The organism is Kitasatospora sp. NPDC057904, from assembly GCF_042887925.1.
Taxonomy (GTDB): domain Bacteria; phylum Actinomycetota; class Actinomycetes; order Streptomycetales; family Streptomycetaceae; genus Kitasatospora.
Genome location: NZ_JBHVOL010000012.1, coordinates 216,489 through 237,110, shown reverse-complemented (window position 1 = coordinate 237,110; position 20,622 = coordinate 216,489). Strand labels below are relative to the sequence as shown.

Below are 20,622 nucleotides of genomic sequence, written 5' to 3'. Positions count from 1 at the left end.
TTACTCTGGCCACGCCACACAGCCGCTGAAAGGCGCTCCCCGTCGTGCATCTCACCGTCATCACTTCGATCACCGGCGTGCTGGTGCTCGTCTACATCCTGGAGCTGCTGCGCCGACAGCAGCTCCGGGAGAAGTACGCGGCGATCTGGCTCGCGATCGGCGTCGTCGTCGCGCCGCTCGGGTTCTTCCCGACGATCCTGGACTCCACCGCCCGCCGGCTCGGCATCGCCTCCGGCGTCAGCCTGGTCCTGTTCGCAGGCTTCATCCTGGTGCTGATGGTCTCGCTGCACCTGAGCTGGGAGGCCTCCCGGCTGGAGGCCGAGACCCGCACGCTGGCCGAGGACGTCGCGATGATGCGCGCGTACCTGGCCGAGCACCACGACTACCCGATCGCGCGCAGCAACAACGACGCCGCCAAGGCGAACGACCCCGGGGTGACGGCATGATCGACGGCAAGCGGGTACTGATCATCCTCCCGGCCTGGAACGAGGCCGAGGGGCTGCCCAAGATCCTGCGGGAGATCCAGCAGAAGCTGCCCGGCGTCGACACCCTGGTCGTCGACGACGGCTCGGTGGACGACACCGCGGCCGTCGCCGCCGCGCACGGCTCCAAGGTCGCCCAGCTGCCCTACAACCTGGGCGTCGGCGGCGCGATGCGCTTCGGCTACCGCTACGCGCACCTGCACGACTACGACATCGCGCTGCAGTGCGACGCCGACGGCCAGCACGACCCGTCGTACGTGCCGACGCTGATCGCCAAGCTGGACGAGGCGGACCTGGTCATCGGGGCCCGCTTCGCCGGCGAGGGCTCGTACAAGGTGCGCGGCCCGCGCTCCTGGGCGATGAAGCTGCTCTCCGTGGTGCTGTCCCGGGTCGCCCGCACGCGGCTCACCGACACCACCTCGGGCTTCAAGGCCTGCAACAAGCCGATGATCGAGTTCTTCTCCCAGTGGTACCCGGTCGAGTACCTGGGCGACACGATCGAGAGCATGGTCGGCGCCGCCCGCTGCGGCTTCGTGATCCGGCAGGTGCCGGTCGCGATGCGCGAGCGGACCACCGGCACGCCCAGCGCCTCCCCGATCAAGGCGACGATCTACCTCGCCCGGGCCGGCCTGGTCCTGCTGCTGGCGATGATCCGCCGGATGCCCAAGCACCTCAAGCTGATCCAGCCAGCCACCAAGAAGGCCGCGGCACCGCGCCGCGAACTGGCCGGCCGTAGCTGATCACGGCGCGTGACCGCCGGGCCCGTACCCCGTGACCGAACGGGTGGGGCCCGGCATCGGCTTGCTAGCGTGTCGGGCGTGGACGTCCCGTCGGCTTTCCGGGGACGTTCCGTGGCGACCGGGTGCCCCCCCCGGCCGGCGCCCGCCGACCCCGCTCGCCCGGCGAGCCGGCCCGACCTGCGGCAGAGTGCCGCTTCACGGAAGCGAATTGACATGACGGATTTGGCACCGGACGTCGTCGGCGCCCCCTCCAGCACGCCCGGCGGCGCCAGAGGCGCGTCGTCCGGAGAGACGACGACGGCCCGGGCGGGCGGCCGCTTCGAGCGCTGGACCGAGAAGCGCTGGTTCCTCCCGCTGGGGGAGGGCGTGGTCAGCGTCGTCGTCGCCCTCGGGTTCATGCTGCTGTGCACGCACATCAGCGTCAATCCCGTCACCCGGATCGGCCAGGTCAGCGGCCTCGCCAAGATCCAGCAGTACGCGGCGCTGCTCGGCATCCCCGTCCTCGCGGTGCTGCTGTTCCTCGCCTACCGCGGCACGCTGCGCTACTACCAGGTCGCGCAGCGCCTGGCGTGCGCGGCCGTCGCGGGCCTCGGCACCGGTGTCGTCGCCGGCGGCATCGTGGTCGCGCTGCACGGCACCCCGTGGGGCCTGGGCGGCCAGGAGGGCGACCCCGGCAACCTCATGGGCATGGCCAACGACATGATGCGCGGCAAGGGCCTGCCGGGGGTCTACCCCCCGCTGTTCCCCGCCCTGCTCGCGGTCTGGGCCAAGCTCTTCCACCACGGCGTCGCCGGCGTGGGCCACGCGCTCAAGGACCTGCAGCTGATCCTCAGCGCGCTGGTGGGGCCGATGGCCTACCTCTCGTGGCGGATGCTGCTGCGCCCGTTCTGGGCGATGGCCGTCGCCGTGCCGACCTCGATCGTCTTCCTCGACCCGATCCGCCCGTACAGCCACGGCTCGATGCTGGTGCTGCTGCCGCTGCTGGCGGCCTGCTTCCGTGAGATCCGCCGCGCCGACGAGCTCTCGGTCCGTTCCGCGGTGCTGCGCGGCCTCGGCTTCGGCGCCGCGTTCGGCGTGATGTTCCTCTGGTACTCGGGCTGGTACCTGTGGGCCGCGCCCGGCTCGTTCATCCTCGGCCTGATGCTGTTCCCGTGGCGGCGGGGCCGGGTCGCGATCAAGCGCGCGCTCGTGTTCCTCGGCACCCTGCTGGTCACCGCCGCCGTGATCGGCGCGCCGCTGCTGTACCAGCTGGTCCGCCTGGGCGCCACGACGATGGACCGCTACGCGTACATCAACACCTACATCGACCCGGCGTACGTCATGGGCTGGGCCTCCGACCGCGCCGGAGACCTGACCTACCACGACTACCCGGCATCGGGCGAGCTGGCCGGCCAGACCGGGTTCGGCGTCCTGCTGCTCCTGGGCGTGGGCATCGGCGTGGGCCTCGGCCTGCGCAACGTCGTGGTCCGCACCGCGGGCTTCGTGCTCGCCGGCGCCTGGCTGCTGCGCTTCTGGTTCGCCTCCCACATGGAGCACACCCAGGCCGTCCAGCTGTACCCGCGCACCACCTGGATCATCTTCTACTGCCTGATCATCCTGGCCGTCCTCGGCGTGATGCTCACGTACGAGCGCGTCTTCGGCTGGATCCGCGGCACGCTGGAGGAGGTCGCCCCGGCCCGGGCCGCCCGGATCTCGCCGCGCGTGCTGTCCCAGCTGGCCGCCGGCCTGATCTGCGCGATCGCCCTGTTCGCCACCATGGGCGGCTCGTGGTCGGCCAACCGCTTCATGCCGTCCACCAACCCGGGCGTCGAGGACATGGGCCTGGACGCGCTGCGTGCCCACCTCCAGCAGCTGGACAACGGGAAGTGCCCCAAGTACTCGCCGTACAACGGGAAGCAGGCCTGCAACCCGATCAACATGAACCTGTCCGAGTACACCTTCGGGCCGGACCAGAAGAAGCTCTACTGCGCCAACGCGACCTCGAAGGAGTACGACGTCGTGTGCGGCCGCCCGCCGAAGGACTGACCCCCAACGGGTGACGATCGGGGCCGGTGAGGTACACCTCACCGGCCCCGATTGGCATCCGGGCTGCTCCATGTGGCAGTATGTCCAAGTTGCTCGGTTGAGTGCCGATGCTGCGCGCCTCCCGCCGGGAGGACCGGAAGCGAGTCCCAGGTACTCGTCGTTCCCGTGATGGCCGTCAAGCGTGAGTTCTACGCCACGGCAGCTGCGGGGCGAAAGTACGGGAATCTTCCGGGAAGCGTGAGCGGGGTCTCGGCCCGGCTCCCCCACCCCGAAATCTTGAAACCGACGAGTTCTTCGCCGGTTTTTTGCAAGCGCGAGTGCGACACGCCCGAGCGCGGGGGTCGGAGAGGGAGTCGTGCGGCAACTAAGGACAAAGGACTACTGAGTAGCCATGGCGGGACAGAAGATCCGCATCCGGCTCAAGGCCTACGACCACGAGGTCATCGACTCCTCGGCGAAGAAGATCGTCGAGACGGTGATTCGTACTGGTGCGCAGGTCGCGGGCCCGGTGCCGCTGCCCACTGAGAAGAACGTGTACTGCGTCATCCGCTCGCCGCACAAGTACAAGGACTCGCGCGAGCACTTCGAGATGCGCACTCACAAGCGTCTGATCGACATCCTCGACCCCACGCCGAAGACGGTTGACTCGCTCATGCGTCTCGACCTGCCGGCGGGCGTCGACATCGAGATCAAGCTCTGAGAGGCGCACCGAAGATGGCTAAGCAGATTAAGGGCATCCTGGGCGAGAAGCTCGGCATGACCCAGGTCTGGGACGAGAACAACCGGATCGTTCCGGTGACCGTCGTCAAGGCTGGGCCCAATGTCGTGACCCAGGTCCACACCGCCGACAGCCCGGCCGGCTACGACGCCGTCCAGATCGGCTTCGGCGAGATCGACCCGCGCAAGGTGAACAAGCCCCTCGCGGGTCACTTCGCCAAGGCCGGTGTCACCCCCCGCCGCCACCTGGTCGAGCTCCGTACCGCGGACGCCTCCGAGTACACCCTCGGCCAGGAGATCACCGCGGAGCTGTTCGAGGCGGGTGTCAAGGTCGACGTGACCGGCACCTCCAAGGGCAAGGGCTTCGCCGGTGTCATGAAGCGCCACAACTTCCGGGGCCTCGGCGCCGGTCACGGTGTGCAGCGCAAGCACCGCTCGCCCGGCTCGATCGGTGGCTGCGCCACCCCGGGTCGCGTGTTCAAGGGCGTGAGGATGGCCGGCCGGATGGGCCACGAGCGTGTGACCACCCAGAACCTGACCATCCATGCCGTTGACGCGGAGAAGGGGCTGCTCCTGATCAAGGGCGCAATCCCGGGCCCGAACGGCGGCCTCGTCCTCGTCCGCACCGCGGCGAAGGGGCTGTGAGGATATGAGCACCATTGACATCCTGTCGCCCTCGGGCGACAAGACCGGCAGCCTCGAGCTGCCGGCCGAGATCTTCGACGCGAAGGTCAGCGTTCCGCTGATGCACCAGGTCGTCGTGGCGCAGCTCGCTGCGGCCCGTCAGGGCACCCACAAGACCAAGACTCGTGCCGAGGTCCGCGGTGGCGGCAAGAAGCCGTACCGCCAGAAGGGCACCGGCCGCGCCCGTCAGGGCTCGACCCGCGCCCCGCAGTTCGCCGGCGGTGGCGTCGTGCACGGTCCCGTGCCGCGCGACTACTCGCAGCGGACCCCGAAGAAGATGATCGCCGCCGCCCTGCGCGGTGCGCTCACCGACCGGGCCCGCCACAACCGCATCCACGTCGTCACCGACGTGGTCGCGACCGAGGCGCCGTCGACCAAGGCCGCCAAGGGTCTGTTCGGCAAGATCACCGAGCGCAAGAACATCCTCCTCGTCGTCGAGCGTGCCGACGAGCTGGGTCTGAAGAGCGCCCGGAACCTGCCGCACGTGCACATCCTGGACGCCGGTCAGCTGAACACCTACGACGTGCTCGTCTCCGACGACGTGGTCTTCACCCAGGCCGCCTTCGAGCGTTTCGTGGCGGGTCCCGCCGCGTCCGCCAAGGCCGTGGCTGCTGAGGGCGAGCTCGAAGGGAGCGCCGCCTGATGGCTGCAGAGATCACGAGCAAGACGTTCACGGACCCCCGTGACGTCCTGGTGAAGCCGGTCATCTCGGAGAAGAGCTACTCGCTCCTCGACGAGAACAAGTACACGTTCGTCGTGTCGCCCGGTGCCAACAAGACCCAGATCAAGCAGGCCGTCGAGGCGGTCTTCTCGGTCAAGGTCGAGTCCGTCAACACGCTCAACCGTCAGGGCAAGCGCAAGCGCTCCAAGACGGGCTTTGGCAAGCGCAAGGACACCAAGCGCGCCATCGTGACGCTGGCTGAGGGCAACCGCATCGACATCTTCGGTGGTCCGGTCTCCTAACGGAGATCGTGATCGTCGATAAGGACGAGGACGAGAGAGCCAAATGGGCATCCGCAAGTACAAGCCGACTACGCCGGGCCGTCGTGGCTCCAGCGTGGCCGACTTCGTAGAGATCACGCGGTCCACGCCGGAGAAGTCGCTGGTTCGCCCCCTGCACAGCAAGGGCGGCCGTAACAACGCCGGTCGGATCACCGTTCGCCACCAGGGTGGCGGTCACAAGCGCGCCTACCGCGTGATCGACTTCCGTCGTCACGACAAGGACGGCGTGCCGGCCAAGGTCGCGCACATCGAGTACGACCCGAACCGCACCGCGCGCATCGCGCTCCTGCACTACGCGGACGGCGAGAAGCGCTACATCATCGCGCCGCGCGGCATCGCGCAGGGTGACCGGATCGAGAACGGCGCTGGCGCCGACATCAAGCCGGGCAACAACCTGCCGCTTCGCAACATCCCGGTCGGTACCACCATCCACGCGGTGGAGCTGCGTCCCGGTGGCGGTGCCAAGATGGCCCGCTCCGCCGGTGCCGGCATCCAGCTGCTCGCGCGTGAGGGCAAGATGGCGCACCTGCGCATGCCCTCCGGCGAGATCCGCCTGGTCGACGCGCGCTGCCGCGCCACCGTCGGCGAGGTCGGCAACGCCGAGCAGTCGAACATCAACTGGGGCAAGGCCGGCCGTATGCGCTGGAAGGGCGTCCGCCCGACCGTGCGTGGTGTCGCCATGAACCCGATCGACCACCCGCACGGTGGTGGTGAGGGTAAGACCTCTGGTGGCCGCCACCCGGTCTCGCCGTGGGGCCAGAAGGAGGGTCGCACTCGTAGCCCGAAGAAGGCTTCGAACGCCCTCATCGTGCGCCGCCGCAAGACCAACAAGAAGCGCTAGGAGCAGGTCAGATGCCGCGCAGTCTCAAGAAGGGCCCCTTCATCGACGGCCACCTTCTCAAGAAGGTGGACGCGCAGAACGAGGCGGGTACCCAGAACGTCATCAAGACCTGGTCCCGTCGCTCCGTGATCTTCCCGGCCATGCTCGGCCACACGATCGCGGTGCACGATGGCCGTAAGCACGTCCCGGTGTTCGTCACCGAGTCGATGGTCGGCCACAAGCTCGGCGAGTTCGCGCCGACGCGTACCTTCCGCGGTCACGTCAAGGACGACCGCAAGTCGAAGCGTCGCTAGTCGCCAGCGAGATTACCGACTCAATGACTTACACCAGCAAGGGGACAACCATGGAAGCCAGGGCCCAGGCGCGGTACATCCGCGTCACGCCCATGAAGGCCCGCCGCGTGGTGGACCTCATCCGTGGCCTGCCGGCCACGGAGGCCCAGGCCGTCCTGCGTTTCGCTCCGCAGGCCGCCACCGTGCCCGTCGGCAAGGTGCTCGACAGCGCCATTGCCAACGCCGCGCACAACTACAACCACTCCAACGTGGACGACCTCGTCATCAGCGAGGCGTACGTTGACGAGGGCCCGACCCTGAAGCGGTTCCGTCCGCGTGCGCAGGGTCGTGCCTACCGGATCCGCAAGCGGACCAGCCACATCACCGTGGTCGTCAGCAGCAAGGAAGGGACCCGGTAATGGGCCAGAAGGTTAACCCGCACGGGTTCCGCCTCGGCATCAGCACGGACTTCAAGTCCCGCTGGTACGCCGACAAGCTGTACAAGGACTACGTCAAGGAAGACGTCGCCATTCGTCGCATGATGACGAAGGGCATGGAGCGCGCCGGCATCTCCAAGGTCGAGATCGAGCGCACCCGCGACCGCGTCCGCGTTGACATCCACACCGCTCGCCCCGGCATCGTCATCGGCCGCCGTGGCACCGAGGCCGACCGCATCCGCGGCGACCTCGAGAAGCTGACCGGCAAGCAGGTCCAGCTGAACATCCTCGAGGTCAAGAACCCCGAGCTGGACGCCCAGCTCGTGGCTCAGGGCGTCGCGGAGCAGCTGTCCTCCCGCGTCTCCTTCCGCCGTGCCATGCGCAAGTCGATGCAGGGCACCATGAAGTCCGGCGCCAAGGGCATCAAGGTCCAGTGCTCCGGTCGTCTCGGCGGCGCCGAGATGAGCCGTTCGGAGTTCTACCGCGAGGGCCGTGTGCCGCTGCACACCCTGCGCGCGAACGTCGACTACGGCTTCTTCGAGGCCAAGACGACCTTCGGCCGCATCGGTGTGAAGGTCTGGATCTACAAGGGCGACGTCAAGAACATCGCCGAGGTCCGCGCTGAGAACGCCGCTGCCCGCTCGGGCAACCGCCCGGCCCGTCCCGAGGGTGGTCGTCCCGCCCGCGGTGGCGAGCGCCGTGGTGGCGAGCGCGGTGGCCGTGGCCGTCGCCCCGCCGCTGCCGAGGCCCCCGCGGCCGCGGCCGCCGAGGCTCCGGCTGCCGAGAACACCGGAACGGAGGCCTGACCGTCATGCTGATCCCCCGTCGGGTCAAGCACCGCAAGCAGCACCACCCCAAGCGCCGCGGCGCTGCCAAGGGTGGCACCGAGCTCGCGTTCGGCGAGTACGGCATCCAGGCCGTCACCCCGGCCTACGTGACGAACCGGCAGATCGAGTCCGCTCGTATCGCCGTCACCCGTCACATCAAGCGTGGCGGCAAGGTCTGGATCAACATCTACCCGGACCGTCCGCTCACCAAGAAGCCGGCCGAGACCCGCATGGGTTCCGGTAAGGGTTCGCCCGAGTGGTGGATCGCGAACGTGCACCCGGGTCGGGTCATGTTCGAGCTGTCGTACCCCAACGAGAAGGTGGCTCGTGAGGCGCTGACCCGCGCTGCTCACAAGCTCCCGATGAAGTGCCGGATCATCCGGCGCGAGGCAGGTGAGAGCTGATGTCGGCCGGCACCAAGGCTGCTGACCTCCGCGAGCTGGACAACGAGGGTCTCGTTGCCAAGCTCCGTGAGGCCAAGGAGGAGCTGTTCAACCTCCGCTTCCAGGCGGCGACCGGGCAGCTCGACAACCACGGACGGCTCAAGCTCGTCCGTAAGGACATCGCGCGGATCTACACCCTGATGCGCGAGCGCGAGCTGGGCATCGAGACGGTGGAGAACGCCTGATGACTGAGAACACCAACGAGACGCGCGGTTTCCGCAAGACCCGTGAGGGTCTCGTCGTCAGCGACAAGATGGACAAGACCGTCGTCGTCGCCGTCGAGGACCGCGTCAAGCACGCTCTGTACGGCAAGGTCATCCGCCGTACGAACAAGCTGAAGGCGCACGACGAGGCGAACGCCTGCGGCATCGGCGACCGGGTCCTCCTCGCGGAGACCCGCCCGCTGTCCGCGACGAAGCGCTGGCGCGTCGTCGAGATCCTCGAGAAGGCCAAGTAACGAAGTTGATGCGGTACGGCCGTATGTGCACCAGGTCCCGTGCGGGCGCTGGTGTGAGCAGCGGCCGGCCCGTCAGCTCTCGTTGACGATCAGGAGAAAGCTGTGATCCAGCAGGAGTCGCGACTGCGAGTCGCCGACAACACGGGCGCGAAGGAAATCCTTTGCATCCGCGTTCTCGGTGGTTCCGGTCGCCGCTACGCCGGCATCGGGGACGTCATCGTCGCGACCGTCAAGGACGCGATCCCCGGCGGTTCGGTGAAGAAGGGTGACGTCGTCAAGTGCGTCGTCGTCCGTACCGTGAAGTCGCGCCGTCGTCCCGACGGTTCGTACATCCGGTTCGACGAGAACGCCGCCGTCGTCCTCAAGAACACCGAGGGTGACCCCCGTGGCACCCGCATCTTCGGCCCGGTGGGCCGCGAGCTGCGCGACAAGAAGTTCATGAAGATCATCTCGCTTGCGCCGGAGGTGCTCTAACCCATGGCGAACAGCATGAAGATCAAGAAGGGTGACCTGGTTCAGGTCATCACCGGCAAGGACCGCGGCAAGCAGGGCAAGGTCATCCAGGCCATGCCCGCCGAGAACAAGGTCCTGGTCGAGGGTGTGAACCGGGTCAAGAAGCACACCAAGCCGGGCCCGGGCACTCAGGGTGGCATCGTCACCGTCGAGGCCCCGGTGCACGTCTCCAACGTCCAGCTGGTCGTGGAGAAGGACGGCAAGAAGGTCGTCACCCGCGTTGGCTACCGCTTCGATGACGAGGGCAACAAGATCCGCGTTGCCAAGCGAACCGGTGAGGACATCTGATGTCTGAGACGACTGTTGAGAAGGTGACCCCCCGTCTCAAGGAGCGTTACAACTCCGAGATCAAGGGTCAGCTGCAGGAGCAGTTCTCGTACGAGAACGTCATGCTGACGCCCGGCCTGGTCAAGGTCGTCGTCAACATGGGTGTCGGCGAGGCCGCCCGTGACAGCAAGCTGATCGAGGGCGCGATCCGCGACCTGACCGCGATCACCGGTCAGAAGCCGGCCGTGACCAAGGCCCGTAAGTCCATCGCGCAGTTCAAGCTGCGCGAGGGCCAGCCGATCGGCACCCACGTCACCCTCCGCGGTGACCGCATGTGGGAGTTCCTGGACCGTCTGGTGTCGCTGGCCCTGCCGCGTATCCGTGACTTCCGTGGCCTCTCCCCGAAGCAGTTCGACGGCCGTGGCAACTACACGTTCGGTCTGACCGAGCAGGTCATGTTCCACGAGATCGACCAGGACAAGGTCGACCGTCAGCGCGGTATGGACATCACCGTCGTGACCACCGCTCAGACCGACGACGAGGGCCGGGCGCTCCTGCGCGCTCTGGGCTTCCCGTTCAAGGAGGCGTGAGCCAATGGCGAAGAAGTCCCTCATCGCGAAGTCCGAGCGCAAGCCGAAGTTCGGCGTCCGGGCCTACACCCGGTGCCAGCGCTGCGGCCGTCCGCACTCGGTGTACCGCAAGTTCGGCCTCTGCCGTGTCTGCCTTCGTGAGATGGCGCACCGCGGCGAGCTGCCGGGCGTGACCAAGAGCTCCTGGTAGTCCAGAGCTTTAGGCACCGCTAGCGACGCAGAGGTGCCCGGCCCCACATCAGCCCGTTTTGGGCTCCCGTACGGATTCCCGTAAGGTTGTGGGGTCGGGCCCCCTGCCACGGCTTCCCCATGGATGCCCGTGGCCCTTCTCTGGGAGGGCTCGCACCCAGTCTTACGACGCCGCAGGTCCCCTGCGTCTGTGCCCCCGCCGCACTCCTCGGAGTGCGGCGGGGGGACCTGGCGCGGAGAAACCACGGCGAGAGAGGCCTGAGGCCATCATGACCATGACCGACCCCATCGCAGACATGCTCACTCGTCTGCGTAACGCGAACTCGGCGTACCACGACTCCGTGGCGATGCCGGCGAGCAAGATCAAGGCGCACGTCGCCCAGATCCTGCAGCAGGAGGGGTACATCTCCTCCTACAAGGTTGAGGAGCCGGCCGAGGGCGAGGTCGGCAAGAAGCTGACCATCGAGCTCAAGTTCGGTCCCAACCGTGAGCGCTCCATTGCCGGCATCAAGCGCATCAGCAAGCCGGGTCTGCGCGTTTACGCAAAGTCCACCAACCTGCCGAAGGTGCTCGGCGGCCTGGGCGTGGCGATCATCTCCACGTCCTCGGGTCTCCTCACCGACAAGCAGGCCGCCAAGAAGGGCGTAGGCGGAGAAGTTCTCGCCTACGTCTGGTAATTCGGGAAACGGAGGTACAGCAATGTCGCGCATTGGACGGCTGCCCATCCAGGTCCCCGCTGGCGTGGACGTCACCATCGATGGCCAGGCGATCTCGGTGAAGGGCCCCAAGGGTTCCCTCACTCACGTCGTCGCCGCGCCGATCGAGATCGGTAAGGGCGAGGACGGCACGCTGCTCGTCACCCGCCCCAACGACGAGCGTCTGTCGAAGGCCCTGCACGGTCTTTCCCGCACGCTGGTGGCGAACATGATCACCGGCGTGACCGCGGGCTACCGCAAGTCGCTGGAGATCAGCGGTGTCGGCTACCGAGTTCTGGCGAAGGGCTCCGACATGGAGTTCCAGCTGGGCTACAGCCACCCGATCCTGGTCGAGGCCCCCGAGGGCATCTCCTTCGTCGTCGAGTCGGCCACCAAGTTCCACGTGGACGGCATCGACAAGCAGAAGGTCGGCGAGGTCGCCGCGAAGATCCGCAAGCTGCGCAAGCCGGACCCGTACAAGGCCAAGGGTGTCAAGTACGCGGGCGAGGTCATCCGCCGCAAGGTCGGAAAGAGTGGTAAGTAAGCGATGAGTGTCTCTGTCAAGATCGGCAAGGGCAACGCCTACAAGAGCGCCGCTCGCAAGCGCCGCGCGATCCGCGTTCGCAAGCGCGTCGTCGGCACCGAGGTGCGTCCGCGCCTCGTCGTGACGCGTTCGAACCGTCACATGGTCGCCCAGGTCATCGACGACGCCAAGGGTCACACCCTGGCGTCGGCGTCCACCCTCGACGTGTCCATCAAGGGCGCCGAGGGCGACAAGACCGAGCTGGCCAAGAAGGTCGGGAGCCTGGTCGCCGAGCGCGCCAAGGCCGCCGGCATCGAGTCGGTCGTCTTCGACCGCGCGGGCAACCGGTACGCCGGCCGCATCGCCGCCCTGGCGGACGCGGCCCGCGAGGCCGGGCTCGACTTCTAAGCCGCTCGTCGACTCAGTCGACGGACGTAATCGAGAGAGGTAATTCCAATGGCTGGACCCCAGCGCCGCGGTAGCGGCGCCGGCGGTGGCACCGGCGGTGGCGAGCGGCGCGACCGTAAGCGTGACGACCGGGGCAACGCCCCCGCCGTCGAGAAGACCGCTTACGTCGAGCGCGTTGTCGCGATCAACCGTGTCGCCAAGGTTGTCAAGGGTGGTCGTCGCTTCTCCTTCACCGCGCTGGTCGTGGTGGGCGATGGTGACGGCACCGTGGGTGTTGGTTACGGGAAGGCGAAGGAGGTTCCGGCCGCCATCGCCAAGGGTGTTGAGGAGGCCAAGAAGAACTTCTTCAAGGTCCCCCGTATCCAGGGCACCATCCCGCACCCCATCCAGGGTGAGAAGGCCGCCGGCGTCGTGCTCCTGAAGCCCGCCGCCCCCGGTACCGGTGTTATCGCCGGTGGTCCGGTGCGCGCCGTCCTGGAGTGCGCCGGCATCCACGACATCCTGTCGAAGTCGCTCGGCTCGGACAACGCGATCAACATCGTGCACGCCACCGTGGCTGCTCTGAAGGGCCTCGTGCGCCCCGAGGAGATCGCCGCCCGTCGTGGCCTGCCGCTGGAGGACGTGGCCCCCGCCGCTCTGCTGCGGGCGCGTGCTGCTGGGGTGAGCGCCTGATGGCTCGCCTGAAGATCACGCAGACCAAGTCGTACATCGGCAGCAAGCAGAATCACCGTGACACCCTGCGTTCGCTTGGTCTCAAGCGCATGCACGACGTCGTGGTGAAGGAGGACCGTCCCGAGATCCGCGGGATGGCCCACACGGTCCGTCACCTGGTGACGGTTGAGGAGGTGGACTGATCATGGGCGACAACCCGATCAAGATCCACAACCTGCGTCCCGCCCCGGGTGCCAAGACCGACAAGATCCGCGTGGGTCGTGGTGAGGGCTCCAAGGGTAAGACCGCTGGTCGTGGCACCAAGGGCACCAAGGCCCGCTACCAGGTTCCGCAGCGCTTCGAGGGTGGCCAGATGCCGCTCCACATGCGCCTGCCGAAGCTGAAGGGCTTCAAGAACCCGTTCAAGATCACCTTCCAGGTCGTCAACCTCGACAAGCTGGCCGAGCTCTACCCGCAGGGTGGAGAGGTCACGGTCGAGGACCTGGTCGCCAAGGGCGCGGTTCGCAAGAACTCGCTCGTCAAGGTGCTCGGCACCGGCGAGATCTCGGTCGCGCTGCAGGTGACGGTCGACGCCGTCTCCGGCTCCGCCGCCGCGAAGATCACCGCCGCCGGCGGTACGGTCACCGAGCTCGTCTGAGCCCGCTGATCACAGCTCCGAACCCCGCACTTCCTCCGGGAAGTGCGGGGTTCGCGCTTTTCCGGTTCGGCCACGGACCGAAAACCGGCCGGAGTGGTCCTCGTTCTTTTGTGTGGCAAATCCGGGCATCCCGTACCCCGTGAGTGGGGGAGGGGCCGTACGCGCTTCTTCCGAGTGGCTGCGCACTGTTAGAGTCCGTGGAGTTCCCTTGTAGGCTGCGCGTAGGCTCGCCTGTGCCGTCTGTACGGGGGCCCGAACCGCAAACTCCCCATTCAGGACCGACCCTCCCGCCGACGACGTGCGGGAGGCGCAGGAGGCACCGTGCTCAGTGCGTTCGCGCGGGCGTTCCAGACGCCCGACCTGCGCAAGAAGCTGCTGTTCACGCTGGGCATCATGGTGCTGTTCCGGCTGGGCTCGCACATCCCGATTCCCGGCGTGAGTTTCACGGCCGTGAACGAGTGCGTGAAGGAGACCAAGAACAGCGGCCTCTTCGGGCTCGTCAACCTGTTCAGTGGTGGCGCGCTTCTTCAGCTCACGATCTTCGCGCTCGGCATCATGCCGTACATCACGGCCAGCATCATCCTCCAGCTCCTCACCGTCGTGATCCCGCGACTCGAGGCGCTGAAGAAGGAGGGCCAGGCCGGTACGGCGAAGATCACCCAGTACACCCGCTACCTGACCATCGCGCTCGCCGTGCTCCAGGGCACCGGCATCGTCGCGACGGCCTCCAGCGGTGCGCTGTTCTCCGGCTGCCCGCTGGCGAACCAGATCGTGCCGGACACCGGCGTGTTCCGGGTCGCCGTCATGGTGCTCACCATGACCGCCGGCACCACCGTCATCATGTGGCTGGGCGAGCTGATCACCGACCGCGGCATCGGCAACGGCATGTCGCTGCTGATCTTCACCTCGATCGCGGCGCAGTTCCCCTCCAACATGTGGGCGATCAAGCAGTCCGGCACCATCGGTGGCGGCTGGGTCGAGTTCCTCTCCGTCGTGGCCGTCGGCGTCATCGTTGTGATGCTGGTCATCTTCGTCGAGCAGGCCCAGCGCCGGATCCCGGTGCAGTACGCGAAGCGCATGATCGGCCGCCGCGCGTTCGGCGGCACCTCGACCTACATCCCGCTCAAGGTGAACCAGGCCGGTGTCATCCCGGTCATCTTCGCCTCGTCGCTGCTGTACATCCCCGCCCTGGTGGTCCAGCTGACCAACAGCCAGGCCGGCTGGGCGACCTGGATCCGGACGAACTTCGTCAAGGGTGACCACCCGATCTACATGGCCACCTACTTCCTGCTGATCGTCTTCTTCGCCTTCTTCTACGTCGCGATCTCCTTCAACCCCGAAGAAGTTGCCGACAATATGAAGAAGTATGGTGGCTTCATCCCGGGCATCCGGGCCGGCCGGCCGACGGCCGAGTACCTGAACTACGTGCTGACCCGGATCACGTGGCCGGGTTCGCTCTACCTGGGCCTGATCGCGTTGATCCCGATGATCGCCCTGGTCGCCTTCGGACAGCAGACCAACTTCCCGTTCGGCGGCACCAGCGTTCTCATCGTCGTCGGCGTCGGACTCGAAACTGTGAAGCAGATCGAGAGCCAGCTCCAGCAGCGCAATTACGAAGGGTTCCTCCGCTGATGCGTATCGTCCTCGTTGGTCCTCCCGGGGCCGGGAAGGGTACTCAGGCGCACCTGCTCGCCAAGACCCTGTCCATCCCCCACATCTCCACCGGAGACCTGTTCCGCGCCAACATCGGCCAGGGCACCCCGCTGGGGCTCGAGGCCAAGAGCTACATGGACGCGGGTCGCCTGGTGCCGGACGAGGTGACCATCGGGATGGCCAAGGACCGGATGCTGCAGGCGGACGCCGCGAACGGCTTCCTGCTCGACGGCTTCCCCCGCAACCTGGGCCAGGCGAAGGCGCTGGACGAGTTCCTCGTCGAGCAGGGCATCACGCTCGACGGCGTGCTGGACCTGGAGGTCCCCGAGGACGAGGTCGTCCGCCGGATCGCCGGCCGGCGCCTGTGCCGCAACGACGGCGGCCACGTGTTCCACGTGGACTACAACCCGCCGAAGGTCGCGGGCGTCTGCGACGAGTGCGGCGGCGAGCTGTACCAGCGCTCGGACGACACCGAGGAGAAGGTGCGCACGCGCCTGGAGGTCTACCACACGGAGACCGAGCCGATCATCGACTACTACGTCCAGCAGGGCCTGGTGGCGACGATCTCGGCGCTCGGCAAGGTGGACGAGGTGACGCAGCGCGCGATCGAGGCGCTGAAGCAGGACAGCTGAGTTTTTCAGCGACGTACGTACGGCCGCGCTCCCTATCCCGGGCAGCGCGGCCGTACGGCGTCGTACGGTGGTACGCAGTGGCAAACGGAACGTGGAAGGCGTGACCCTGATGGTGGAGATCAAGACCCCCGAGCAGATCGCGAAGATGCGAGCGGCCGGGCTGGTCGTCGCCGAAGCGCTGAAGGCCTGCCGTGAGGCGGTCGCCCCGGGGGTGACGACCCAGGAGCTGAACGACGTCGCGGACAAGGTGATCACCGACCACGGCGCCACCTCCAACTTCCGCGCGCACCACGGCGGCCTGTGGTTCCCGGGCGTGATCTGCGCCTCGGTGAACAACGAGGTCGTGCACGGCATCCCCGGCGACCGGGTGCTGCAGGAGGGCGACATCATCTCGATCGACTGCGGCGCCATCCTGGACGGCTGGCACGGCGATGCGGCGATCACCGTCGCCGTCGGCGAGGTCCGCCCCGAGGTCGAGATGCTGAGCCGGGTGACCGAGGGCTCGATGTGGGCCGGCATCGCCCAGATGAAGAAGAGCAACCGCCTGGTCGACGTCTCCAAGGCGATCGAGGGCTTCATCCGCCGCCAGCCGCTGCCGCCGAAGGGCAAGTGGGGCATCACCGAGGGCTACGGCGGTCACGGCATCGGCACCGCGATGCACATGGAGCCGCACGTCCTGAACTACGTCGAGCGCGGCCGCGGCAAGGGCCCGAAGCTGATCCCCGGCACCGTGCTGGCGATCGAGCCGATGGTCTCGCTGGGCACCCCGCACACCACCGTGCTGGAGGACGACTGGACGGTCGTCACCAACGACGGCACCTGGGCCTCGCACTGGGAGCACTCCGTCGCTGTCACCGAGCAGGGCCCGCTGGTCCTGACCGCCTTCGACGGCGGCAAGGCGGAGCTCGCGAAGCTCGGCGTCACGGCCGCGCCGGACCCGCTCGCGTAGTCGCCCGGCGGCCGACTGCCGCCGCCGACAAGGCACCGGAGCCCTGGAGGTTTGGACCTCCAGGGCTTTTGTCCTATTTTTATCGGCTGGCAGTGGCTACTTGTGGGCTCAGAGCGAGGAGAGAGCACGTGCTCAAGGGATTCCGCGACTTCATGATGCGCGGCAACGTCGTCGACATGGCGGTCGGTGTCGTCATCGGGGCCGCGTTCACCGGGGTGGTGACCGGCTTCGTGTCCGCGTTCCTCACCCCGCTGGTCGGCGTGGTCGTCGGCGCGGCCGGCGACTTCAGCTCGTACAAGGCGACGGTCGCCAACGTGACCTTCCCGTACGGGCAGTTCCTCAACGTGGTGATCGCGTTCGTGATGACCGCCGCGGTGCTCTACTTCTGCGTCGTCCTGCCGGTGAGCAAGGCCACCGCCCGGTACATGCCGAAGAAGCCGGCCACCCCGAAGCGTCCGTGCCCCGAGTGCCTGACCGACATCCCCGAGGCGGCCCGCCGCTGCTCGGCCTGCACCGCGCACGTCGAGCCGCTGGCGGTGTCCGCCGGGGTGTGACGCGGCCGTCCCGTGGGAGCCTCGTTTTGGCCCATCGGACGCGCTGGCGTAGGATGGACCGTCGGCTCACTCGTAGCGTGCTTCAGCGCGCCCTCTTCCCCTCGGGGACGGGGTGAACCCAGGTTCGCACGAGCGTTCCGCATACGGTAGCCGGTCCCGGAAGGTGGATCTCGCAGTTCATGGCTAAGAAGCAAGGCGCCATTGAGATCGAGGGCACCGTGATCGAGTCTCTGCCGAACGCGATGTTCAAGGTCGAGCTGCAGAACGGTCACAAGGTCCTCGCGCACATCAGTGGCAAGATGCGCATGCACTACATCCGCATCCTGCCGGACGACCGGGTCGTCGTGGAGCTCAGCCCCTACGACCTCACGCGCGGCCGGATCGTCTACCGCTACAAGTAAGAACGTCAGATCTAGACCCGGAGAACCTGAACATGAAGGTCAAGCCGAGCGTCAAGAAGATCTGCGACAAGTGCAAGGTGATCCGCCGCCACGGCCGGGTCATGGTGATCTGCGACAACCTGCGCCACAAGCAGCGCCAGGGCTGATCTCTCCCCAGCATTTCTCGTAGTACTTCGCGCGACGCGAAAAACGTCATAAGCGGGCTACCCGATCCGTCTACGGGACACCGGACGGACTGCCGCCCCCGGTCAGAGGCCGGGGCTCCCTCATCGTGAGATGTCGGAGTAGGTAGCACGCAAGACCTCTGAAGAAACACAGGAGCCTTGAATGGCACGCCTCGCCGGCGTTGATCTCCCCCGTGAGAAGCGGATCGAGATCGCCCTTACCTACGTGTACGGCATCGGCCGTACCCGCGCCCAGCAGACCCTGGCCGAGACCGGTGTCAACCCGGATGTCCGCGTTCGCGACATCTCCGAGGAAGACCTCGTCAAGCTGAGCCAGTACATCGACGCCAACTACACGGTCGAGGGTGACCTCCGCCGTGAGGTGGCCGCCGACATCCGCCGCAAGGTCGAGATCGGCTGCTACGAGGGTCTGCGTCACCGCCGTGGCCTGCCGGTCCGCGGCCAGCGCACCCACACCAACGCGCGTACCCGCAAGGGCCCGCGTCGCGCGATCGCCGGCAAGAAGAAGCCGGGCAAGAAGTAGTCCGTCCCGTAACCGGACATCCCTCCGGCCCGCGGGTCAGCGGACCGACCACCTCAGTAGGAGAACAGACTTATGCCCCCCAAGGGTCGTCAGGCTGCCGGCGCGAAGAAGATCCGCCGCAAGGAAAAGAAGAACGTCGCTCACGGCCACGCGCACATCAAGAGCACGTTCAACAACACCATCGTTTCGATCACCGACCCCGCGGGCAACGTGATCTCCTGGGCCTCCGCCGGCCACGTCGGCTTCAAGGGCTCGCGCAAGTCCACCCCGTTCGCCGCGCAGATGGCCGCCGAGGCCGCTGCCCGTCGCGCGCAGGAGCACGGCATGCGCAAGGTTGACGTCTTCGTGAAGGGTCCGGGCTCCGGCCGCGAGACCGCGATCCGTTCGCTCCAGGCCACCGGCCTGGAGGTCGGCTCGATCCAGGACGTCACCCCCACCCCGCACAACGGCTGCCGTCCGCCGAAGCGCCGCCGCGTCTGACGCAGCGCCTTCGGGCACGCCGGTCCTGCTTTAAAACCACGTACGGGGTCTCGTTTTGTGCGAGACCCCGTACGCTTGGTCCTGTCGGCATCAAATAGTGGGTGCCGAAGACAACCGGAGGATTACCCCCCATGCTTATCGCTCAGCGCCCCTCGCTGACCGAAGAGGTCGTCGACGAGTTCCGCTCGCGGTTCGTGATCGAGCCGCTGGAGCCGGGCTTCGGCTACACCCTCGGCAACTCCCTGCGCCGCACGCTCCTGTCGTCGATCCCGGGTGCCGCTGTCACCAGCATCCGCATCGACGGCGTCCTGCACGAGTTCACCACCGTGCCGGGCGTCAAGGAGGACGTGACCGACCTCATCCTCAACATCAAGCAGCTGGTCGTCTCCTCGGAGCACGACGAGCCGGTCGTGATGTACCTGCGCAAGCAGGGCCCGGGTGTCGTCACCGCCGCCGACATCGCGCCGCCGGCCGGTGTCGAGGTGCACAACCCGGAGCTGGTCCTCGCCACGCTGAACGGCAAGGGCAAGCTGGAGATGGAGCTGACCGTCGAGCGCGGTCGCGGCTACGTCTCCGCCGTCCAGAACAAGGCCTCCGGCCAGGAGATCGGCCGCATCCCGGTCGACTCGATCTACAGCCCCGTGCTGAAGGTCACCTACAAGGTCGAGGCCACCCGTGTCGAGCAGCGGACCGACTTCGACAAGCTGATCGTCGACGTCGAGACCAAGCCCGCCATGCGTCCGCGCGACGCCATGGCCTCGGCCGGCAAGACCCTGGTGGAGCTGTTCGGCCTCGCCCGCGAGCTGAACATCGACGCCGAGGGCATCGACATGGGCCCGTCCCCGACGGACGCCGCCCTGGCCGCCGACCTGGCGCTGCCGATCGAGGAGCTGGAGCTCACGGTCCGCTCCTACAACTGCCTCAAGCGCGAGGGCATCCACACCGTGGGTGAGCTCGTGGCCCGCTCCGAGGCCGACCTGCTCGACATCCGCAACTTCGGTGCGAAGTCGATCGACGAGGTCAAGGCGAAGCTGGCCGGCATGGGCCTGGCCCTCAAGGACAGCCCGCCCGGGTTCGACCCGACCGCGGCCGCCGACGCCTTCGGCGCCGACGACCTGGACGACGCGGGTTACGCCGAGACCGAGCAGTACTAAGAGATTTGGCCGCGGGGGCGGTTCTCGCGAGGACCGTCCCCGTCGTCGTGAAAGTCGTGCGGGCACAGTGCCCGCACGCCCGCTGCGGTACCTGGTACGGCCGCAGTCGGAGATCCAAGGAGTAATTCCATGCCGCGTCCCACCAAGGGTGCCCGCCTCGGCGGTGGCCCGCACCACGAGCCGCTGCTGCTCGCCGGTCTGGCCCGTGAGCTGTTCCAGTACGGCCGCATCACCACCACCGAGGCCAAGGCCCGCCGCCTGCGCCCGCTGGCGGAGAAGCTGATCACCAAGGCGAAGAAGGGCGACATCCACAACCGTCGCCTGGTGCGCAAGACGATCACCGACATCGCCGTGCTGCACACCCTCTTCACCGAGATCGCGCCGCGCTACGAGAACCGCCCGGGTGGCTACACCCGCATCACCAAGGTCGGTCCCCGTCGTGGCGACAACGCCCCGATGGCCGTGATCGAGCTGGTCGAGGCGCTGACCGTCGCGCAGACCGCCGTCGGCGAGGCCGAGGCCGCCACCAAGCGCGCCGTCAAGGAGGCCGACGAGGCCGCCGCCGTCGAGACCAAGGCCGACGAGGCCGAGGCCGCCGAGCAGGCCTGACACCTCTAGGTGTACCGCGGGCCCGTTCTCCCAGCGATGGGGGAGCGGGCCCGTTCCTTGT

At 67.4% G+C, this 20,622-nt stretch carries 34 protein-coding genes; all 34 read left to right on the top strand.

Going from position 1 to position 20,622, the window contains the following annotated elements; genetic code table 11:
* Positions 1-44: 44 nt before the first annotated feature.
* A complete protein-coding gene (locus ACFVSN_RS28735; RefSeq protein ID WP_359962256.1) occupies positions 45-446 on the top strand; it encodes a DUF2304 domain-containing protein in 402 nt (133 codons plus the stop codon).
* Positions 443-1,222 carry a glycosyltransferase family 2 protein gene (locus tag ACFVSN_RS28730; RefSeq protein WP_329927667.1) on the top strand — a complete coding sequence of 260 codons (780 nt, stop codon included), beginning with the start codon at positions 443-445 and terminating at the stop codon, positions 1,220-1,222. Before ACFVSN_RS28735 ends, ACFVSN_RS28730 begins: the two co-directional genes overlap by 4 nt.
* A 213-nt stretch (positions 1,223-1,435) precedes the next feature.
* Positions 1,436-3,247 (top strand): hypothetical protein, encoded by a 1,812-nt coding sequence (locus ACFVSN_RS28725; protein WP_380435910.1) that lies wholly within the window; start codon positions 1,436-1,438, stop codon positions 3,245-3,247.
* 391 nt (positions 3,248-3,638) lie between these two features.
* The gene (gene rpsJ, locus ACFVSN_RS28720; protein WP_012785157.1) at positions 3,639-3,947 is read left to right on the top strand and encodes a 30S ribosomal protein S10; all 309 of its coding nucleotides are present in this window, start codon (positions 3,639-3,641) and stop codon (positions 3,945-3,947) included.
* Between the two features lie 14 nt (positions 3,948-3,961).
* Positions 3,962-4,609, top strand: a complete 648-nt coding sequence (rplC, locus tag ACFVSN_RS28715) for a 50S ribosomal protein L3 (protein WP_380435912.1) — start codon at positions 3,962-3,964, stop codon at positions 4,607-4,609.
* A 4-nt stretch (positions 4,610-4,613) separates the two neighbouring features.
* A complete protein-coding gene (rplD, locus tag ACFVSN_RS28710; protein WP_380435914.1) occupies positions 4,614-5,291 on the top strand; it encodes a 50S ribosomal protein L4 in 678 nt (225 codons plus the stop codon).
* A complete protein-coding gene (gene rplW, locus ACFVSN_RS28705; RefSeq protein WP_063348967.1) occupies positions 5,291-5,611 on the top strand; it encodes a 50S ribosomal protein L23 in 321 nt (106 codons plus the stop codon). The genes rplD and rplW overlap by 1 nt, the downstream gene beginning before the upstream one ends.
* Before the next feature lie 43 nt (positions 5,612-5,654).
* The gene (gene rplB, locus ACFVSN_RS28700; RefSeq protein ID WP_063348968.1) at positions 5,655-6,491 is read left to right on the top strand and encodes a 50S ribosomal protein L2; all 837 of its coding nucleotides are present in this window, start codon (positions 5,655-5,657) and stop codon (positions 6,489-6,491) included.
* Between the two features lie 11 nt (positions 6,492-6,502).
* Positions 6,503-6,784: a 30S ribosomal protein S19 gene (gene rpsS / locus ACFVSN_RS28695; protein WP_030055821.1), complete on the top strand. Its 282-nt coding sequence runs from the start codon at positions 6,503-6,505 to the stop codon at positions 6,782-6,784.
* 50 nt (positions 6,785-6,834) lie between these two features.
* A complete protein-coding gene (gene rplV, locus ACFVSN_RS28690; protein ID WP_030055822.1) occupies positions 6,835-7,182 on the top strand; it encodes a 50S ribosomal protein L22 in 348 nt (115 codons plus the stop codon).
* Positions 7,182-8,006, top strand: coding sequence for a 30S ribosomal protein S3 (gene rpsC, locus ACFVSN_RS28685; protein WP_188301636.1), 825 nt, complete (start codon positions 7,182-7,184; stop codon positions 8,004-8,006). Before rplV ends, rpsC begins: the two co-directional genes overlap by 1 nt.
* A 5-nt stretch (positions 8,007-8,011) precedes the next feature.
* Positions 8,012-8,431: a 50S ribosomal protein L16 gene (rplP, locus tag ACFVSN_RS28680; RefSeq protein WP_030055824.1), complete on the top strand. Its 420-nt coding sequence runs from the start codon at positions 8,012-8,014 to the stop codon at positions 8,429-8,431.
* Positions 8,431-8,655 (top strand): 50S ribosomal protein L29, encoded by a 225-nt coding sequence (gene rpmC / locus ACFVSN_RS28675; protein ID WP_063348970.1) that lies wholly within the window; start codon positions 8,431-8,433, stop codon positions 8,653-8,655. Before rplP ends, rpmC begins: the two co-directional genes overlap by 1 nt.
* On the top strand, positions 8,655-8,927 hold the full coding sequence (gene rpsQ / locus ACFVSN_RS28670) for a 30S ribosomal protein S17 (protein WP_030055826.1): 273 nt from the start codon (positions 8,655-8,657) through the stop codon (positions 8,925-8,927). Before rpmC ends, rpsQ begins: the two co-directional genes overlap by 1 nt.
* A 102-nt stretch (positions 8,928-9,029) precedes the next feature.
* The gene (gene rplN, locus ACFVSN_RS28665; protein ID WP_030055827.1) at positions 9,030-9,401 is read left to right on the top strand and encodes a 50S ribosomal protein L14; all 372 of its coding nucleotides are present in this window, start codon (positions 9,030-9,032) and stop codon (positions 9,399-9,401) included.
* Between the two features lie 15 nt (positions 9,402-9,416).
* Positions 9,417-9,728 carry a 50S ribosomal protein L24 gene (gene rplX, locus ACFVSN_RS28660; RefSeq protein WP_030055828.1) on the top strand — a complete coding sequence of 104 codons (312 nt, stop codon included), beginning with the start codon at positions 9,417-9,419 and terminating at the stop codon, positions 9,726-9,728.
* The gene (rplE, locus tag ACFVSN_RS28655) at positions 9,728-10,297 is read left to right on the top strand and encodes a 50S ribosomal protein L5 (protein ID WP_030393302.1); all 570 of its coding nucleotides are present in this window, start codon (positions 9,728-9,730) and stop codon (positions 10,295-10,297) included. Before rplX ends, rplE begins: the two co-directional genes overlap by 1 nt.
* A 4-nt stretch (positions 10,298-10,301) precedes the next feature.
* On the top strand, positions 10,302-10,487 hold the full coding sequence (locus ACFVSN_RS28650) for a type Z 30S ribosomal protein S14 (RefSeq protein WP_030055830.1): 186 nt from the start codon (positions 10,302-10,304) through the stop codon (positions 10,485-10,487).
* Between the two features lie 268 nt (positions 10,488-10,755).
* A complete protein-coding gene (gene rpsH / locus ACFVSN_RS28645; protein WP_030280781.1) occupies positions 10,756-11,163 on the top strand; it encodes a 30S ribosomal protein S8 in 408 nt (135 codons plus the stop codon).
* 22 nt (positions 11,164-11,185) lie between these two features.
* On the top strand, positions 11,186-11,725 hold the full coding sequence (gene rplF, locus ACFVSN_RS28640; RefSeq protein WP_380435917.1) for a 50S ribosomal protein L6: 540 nt from the start codon (positions 11,186-11,188) through the stop codon (positions 11,723-11,725).
* A gap of 3 nt (positions 11,726-11,728) precedes the next feature.
* Positions 11,729-12,112 carry a 50S ribosomal protein L18 gene (gene rplR / locus ACFVSN_RS28635; RefSeq protein WP_030280785.1) on the top strand — a complete coding sequence of 128 codons (384 nt, stop codon included), beginning with the start codon at positions 11,729-11,731 and terminating at the stop codon, positions 12,110-12,112.
* A 48-nt stretch (positions 12,113-12,160) separates the two neighbouring features.
* Positions 12,161-12,784 (top strand): 30S ribosomal protein S5, encoded by a 624-nt coding sequence (gene rpsE, locus ACFVSN_RS28630; RefSeq protein ID WP_030055834.1) that lies wholly within the window; start codon positions 12,161-12,163, stop codon positions 12,782-12,784.
* The gene (rpmD, locus tag ACFVSN_RS28625) at positions 12,784-12,966 is read left to right on the top strand and encodes a 50S ribosomal protein L30 (RefSeq protein WP_030055835.1); all 183 of its coding nucleotides are present in this window, start codon (positions 12,784-12,786) and stop codon (positions 12,964-12,966) included. The genes rpsE and rpmD overlap by 1 nt, the downstream gene beginning before the upstream one ends.
* 2 nt (positions 12,967-12,968) lie before the next feature.
* On the top strand, positions 12,969-13,421 hold the full coding sequence (rplO, locus tag ACFVSN_RS28620; protein WP_380435919.1) for a 50S ribosomal protein L15: 453 nt from the start codon (positions 12,969-12,971) through the stop codon (positions 13,419-13,421).
* Between the two features lie 321 nt (positions 13,422-13,742).
* Positions 13,743-15,053, top strand: coding sequence for a preprotein translocase subunit SecY (gene secY / locus ACFVSN_RS28615; RefSeq protein ID WP_380435921.1), 1,311 nt, complete (start codon positions 13,743-13,745; stop codon positions 15,051-15,053).
* The gene (locus tag ACFVSN_RS28610; RefSeq protein ID WP_380435923.1) at positions 15,053-15,706 is read left to right on the top strand and encodes an adenylate kinase; all 654 of its coding nucleotides are present in this window, start codon (positions 15,053-15,055) and stop codon (positions 15,704-15,706) included. The genes secY and ACFVSN_RS28610 overlap by 1 nt, the downstream gene beginning before the upstream one ends.
* A 109-nt stretch (positions 15,707-15,815) precedes the next feature.
* The gene (map, locus tag ACFVSN_RS28605; RefSeq protein WP_380496090.1) at positions 15,816-16,655 is read left to right on the top strand and encodes a type I methionyl aminopeptidase; all 840 of its coding nucleotides are present in this window, start codon (positions 15,816-15,818) and stop codon (positions 16,653-16,655) included.
* Between the two features lie 128 nt (positions 16,656-16,783).
* Complete coding sequence (gene mscL, locus ACFVSN_RS28600) at positions 16,784-17,209, top strand: large conductance mechanosensitive channel protein MscL (protein ID WP_380435925.1); 426 nt, start codon at positions 16,784-16,786, stop codon at positions 17,207-17,209.
* A 179-nt stretch (positions 17,210-17,388) separates the two neighbouring features.
* The gene (gene infA / locus ACFVSN_RS28595) at positions 17,389-17,610 is read left to right on the top strand and encodes a translation initiation factor IF-1 (RefSeq protein ID WP_003956442.1); all 222 of its coding nucleotides are present in this window, start codon (positions 17,389-17,391) and stop codon (positions 17,608-17,610) included.
* Positions 17,611-17,642: 32 nt separating this feature from the next.
* A complete protein-coding gene (gene rpmJ / locus ACFVSN_RS28590; protein ID WP_003956441.1) occupies positions 17,643-17,756 on the top strand; it encodes a 50S ribosomal protein L36 in 114 nt (37 codons plus the stop codon).
* Positions 17,757-17,937: 181 nt separating this feature from the next.
* A complete protein-coding gene (gene rpsM, locus ACFVSN_RS28585) occupies positions 17,938-18,318 on the top strand; it encodes a 30S ribosomal protein S13 (protein WP_097237495.1) in 381 nt (126 codons plus the stop codon).
* A 72-nt stretch (positions 18,319-18,390) separates the two neighbouring features.
* Positions 18,391-18,798 (top strand): 30S ribosomal protein S11, encoded by a 408-nt coding sequence (rpsK, locus tag ACFVSN_RS28580; protein ID WP_030232513.1) that lies wholly within the window; start codon positions 18,391-18,393, stop codon positions 18,796-18,798.
* Positions 18,799-18,929: 131 nt separating this feature from the next.
* Complete coding sequence (locus ACFVSN_RS28575; protein WP_030055844.1) at positions 18,930-19,952, top strand: DNA-directed RNA polymerase subunit alpha; 1,023 nt, start codon at positions 18,930-18,932, stop codon at positions 19,950-19,952.
* Between the two features lie 129 nt (positions 19,953-20,081).
* On the top strand, positions 20,082-20,561 hold the full coding sequence (gene rplQ, locus ACFVSN_RS28570; protein WP_359962289.1) for a 50S ribosomal protein L17: 480 nt from the start codon (positions 20,082-20,084) through the stop codon (positions 20,559-20,561).
* The last annotated feature ends 61 nt before the right edge of the window (positions 20,562-20,622 follow it).

Excerpts from the sequence above, each read along its gene's own strand:
- rplD (WP_380435914.1), top strand. The coding sequence starts at position 4,614 with ATGAGCACCATTGACATCCTGTCGCCCTCGGGCGACAAGACCGGCAGC.
- rpsE (WP_030055834.1), top strand. The coding sequence starts at position 12,161 with ATGGCTGGACCCCAGCGCCGCGGTAGCGGCGCCGGCGGTGGCACCGGC.
- rplR (WP_030280785.1), top strand. The coding sequence starts at position 11,729 with ATGAGTGTCTCTGTCAAGATCGGCAAGGGCAACGCCTACAAGAGCGCC.
- rplP (WP_030055824.1), top strand. The coding sequence starts at position 8,012 with ATGCTGATCCCCCGTCGGGTCAAGCACCGCAAGCAGCACCACCCCAAG.
- rplF (WP_380435917.1), top strand. The coding sequence starts at position 11,186 with ATGTCGCGCATTGGACGGCTGCCCATCCAGGTCCCCGCTGGCGTGGAC.
- rpsK (WP_030232513.1), top strand. The coding sequence starts at position 18,391 with ATGCCCCCCAAGGGTCGTCAGGCTGCCGGCGCGAAGAAGATCCGCCGC.
- rplX (WP_030055828.1), top strand. The coding sequence starts at position 9,417 with ATGAAGATCAAGAAGGGTGACCTGGTTCAGGTCATCACCGGCAAGGAC.
- ACFVSN_RS28575 (WP_030055844.1), top strand. The coding sequence starts at position 18,930 with ATGCTTATCGCTCAGCGCCCCTCGCTGACCGAAGAGGTCGTCGACGAG.
- infA (WP_003956442.1), top strand. The coding sequence starts at position 17,389 with ATGGCTAAGAAGCAAGGCGCCATTGAGATCGAGGGCACCGTGATCGAG.
- rplV (WP_030055822.1), top strand. The coding sequence starts at position 6,835 with ATGGAAGCCAGGGCCCAGGCGCGGTACATCCGCGTCACGCCCATGAAG.
- rpsC (WP_188301636.1), top strand. The coding sequence starts at position 7,182 with ATGGGCCAGAAGGTTAACCCGCACGGGTTCCGCCTCGGCATCAGCACG.
- rpsJ (WP_012785157.1), top strand. The coding sequence starts at position 3,639 with ATGGCGGGACAGAAGATCCGCATCCGGCTCAAGGCCTACGACCACGAG.
- ACFVSN_RS28730 (WP_329927667.1), top strand. The coding sequence starts at position 443 with ATGATCGACGGCAAGCGGGTACTGATCATCCTCCCGGCCTGGAACGAG.
- rplC (WP_380435912.1), top strand. The coding sequence starts at position 3,962 with ATGGCTAAGCAGATTAAGGGCATCCTGGGCGAGAAGCTCGGCATGACC.
- map (WP_380496090.1), top strand. The coding sequence starts at position 15,816 with ATGGTGGAGATCAAGACCCCCGAGCAGATCGCGAAGATGCGAGCGGCC.
- rplB (WP_063348968.1), top strand. The coding sequence starts at position 5,655 with ATGGGCATCCGCAAGTACAAGCCGACTACGCCGGGCCGTCGTGGCTCC.
- ACFVSN_RS28650 (WP_030055830.1), top strand. The coding sequence starts at position 10,302 with ATGGCGAAGAAGTCCCTCATCGCGAAGTCCGAGCGCAAGCCGAAGTTC.
- rpsS (WP_030055821.1), top strand. The coding sequence starts at position 6,503 with ATGCCGCGCAGTCTCAAGAAGGGCCCCTTCATCGACGGCCACCTTCTC.
- rpsH (WP_030280781.1), top strand. The coding sequence starts at position 10,756 with ATGACCATGACCGACCCCATCGCAGACATGCTCACTCGTCTGCGTAAC.
- rplQ (WP_359962289.1), top strand. The coding sequence starts at position 20,082 with ATGCCGCGTCCCACCAAGGGTGCCCGCCTCGGCGGTGGCCCGCACCAC.
- ACFVSN_RS28725 (WP_380435910.1), top strand. The coding sequence starts at position 1,436 with ATGACGGATTTGGCACCGGACGTCGTCGGCGCCCCCTCCAGCACGCCC.
- rpsQ (WP_030055826.1), top strand. The coding sequence starts at position 8,655 with ATGACTGAGAACACCAACGAGACGCGCGGTTTCCGCAAGACCCGTGAG.
- rplO (WP_380435919.1), top strand. The coding sequence starts at position 12,969 with ATGGGCGACAACCCGATCAAGATCCACAACCTGCGTCCCGCCCCGGGT.
- rplE (WP_030393302.1), top strand. The coding sequence starts at position 9,728 with ATGTCTGAGACGACTGTTGAGAAGGTGACCCCCCGTCTCAAGGAGCGT.
- rpmD (WP_030055835.1), top strand. The coding sequence starts at position 12,784 with ATGGCTCGCCTGAAGATCACGCAGACCAAGTCGTACATCGGCAGCAAG.
- rpmC (WP_063348970.1), top strand. The coding sequence starts at position 8,431 with ATGTCGGCCGGCACCAAGGCTGCTGACCTCCGCGAGCTGGACAACGAG.
- rpsM (WP_097237495.1), top strand. The coding sequence starts at position 17,938 with ATGGCACGCCTCGCCGGCGTTGATCTCCCCCGTGAGAAGCGGATCGAG.
- ACFVSN_RS28610 (WP_380435923.1), top strand. The coding sequence starts at position 15,053 with ATGCGTATCGTCCTCGTTGGTCCTCCCGGGGCCGGGAAGGGTACTCAG.
- rplW (WP_063348967.1), top strand. The coding sequence starts at position 5,291 with ATGGCTGCAGAGATCACGAGCAAGACGTTCACGGACCCCCGTGACGTC.
- rpmJ (WP_003956441.1), top strand. The coding sequence starts at position 17,643 with ATGAAGGTCAAGCCGAGCGTCAAGAAGATCTGCGACAAGTGCAAGGTG.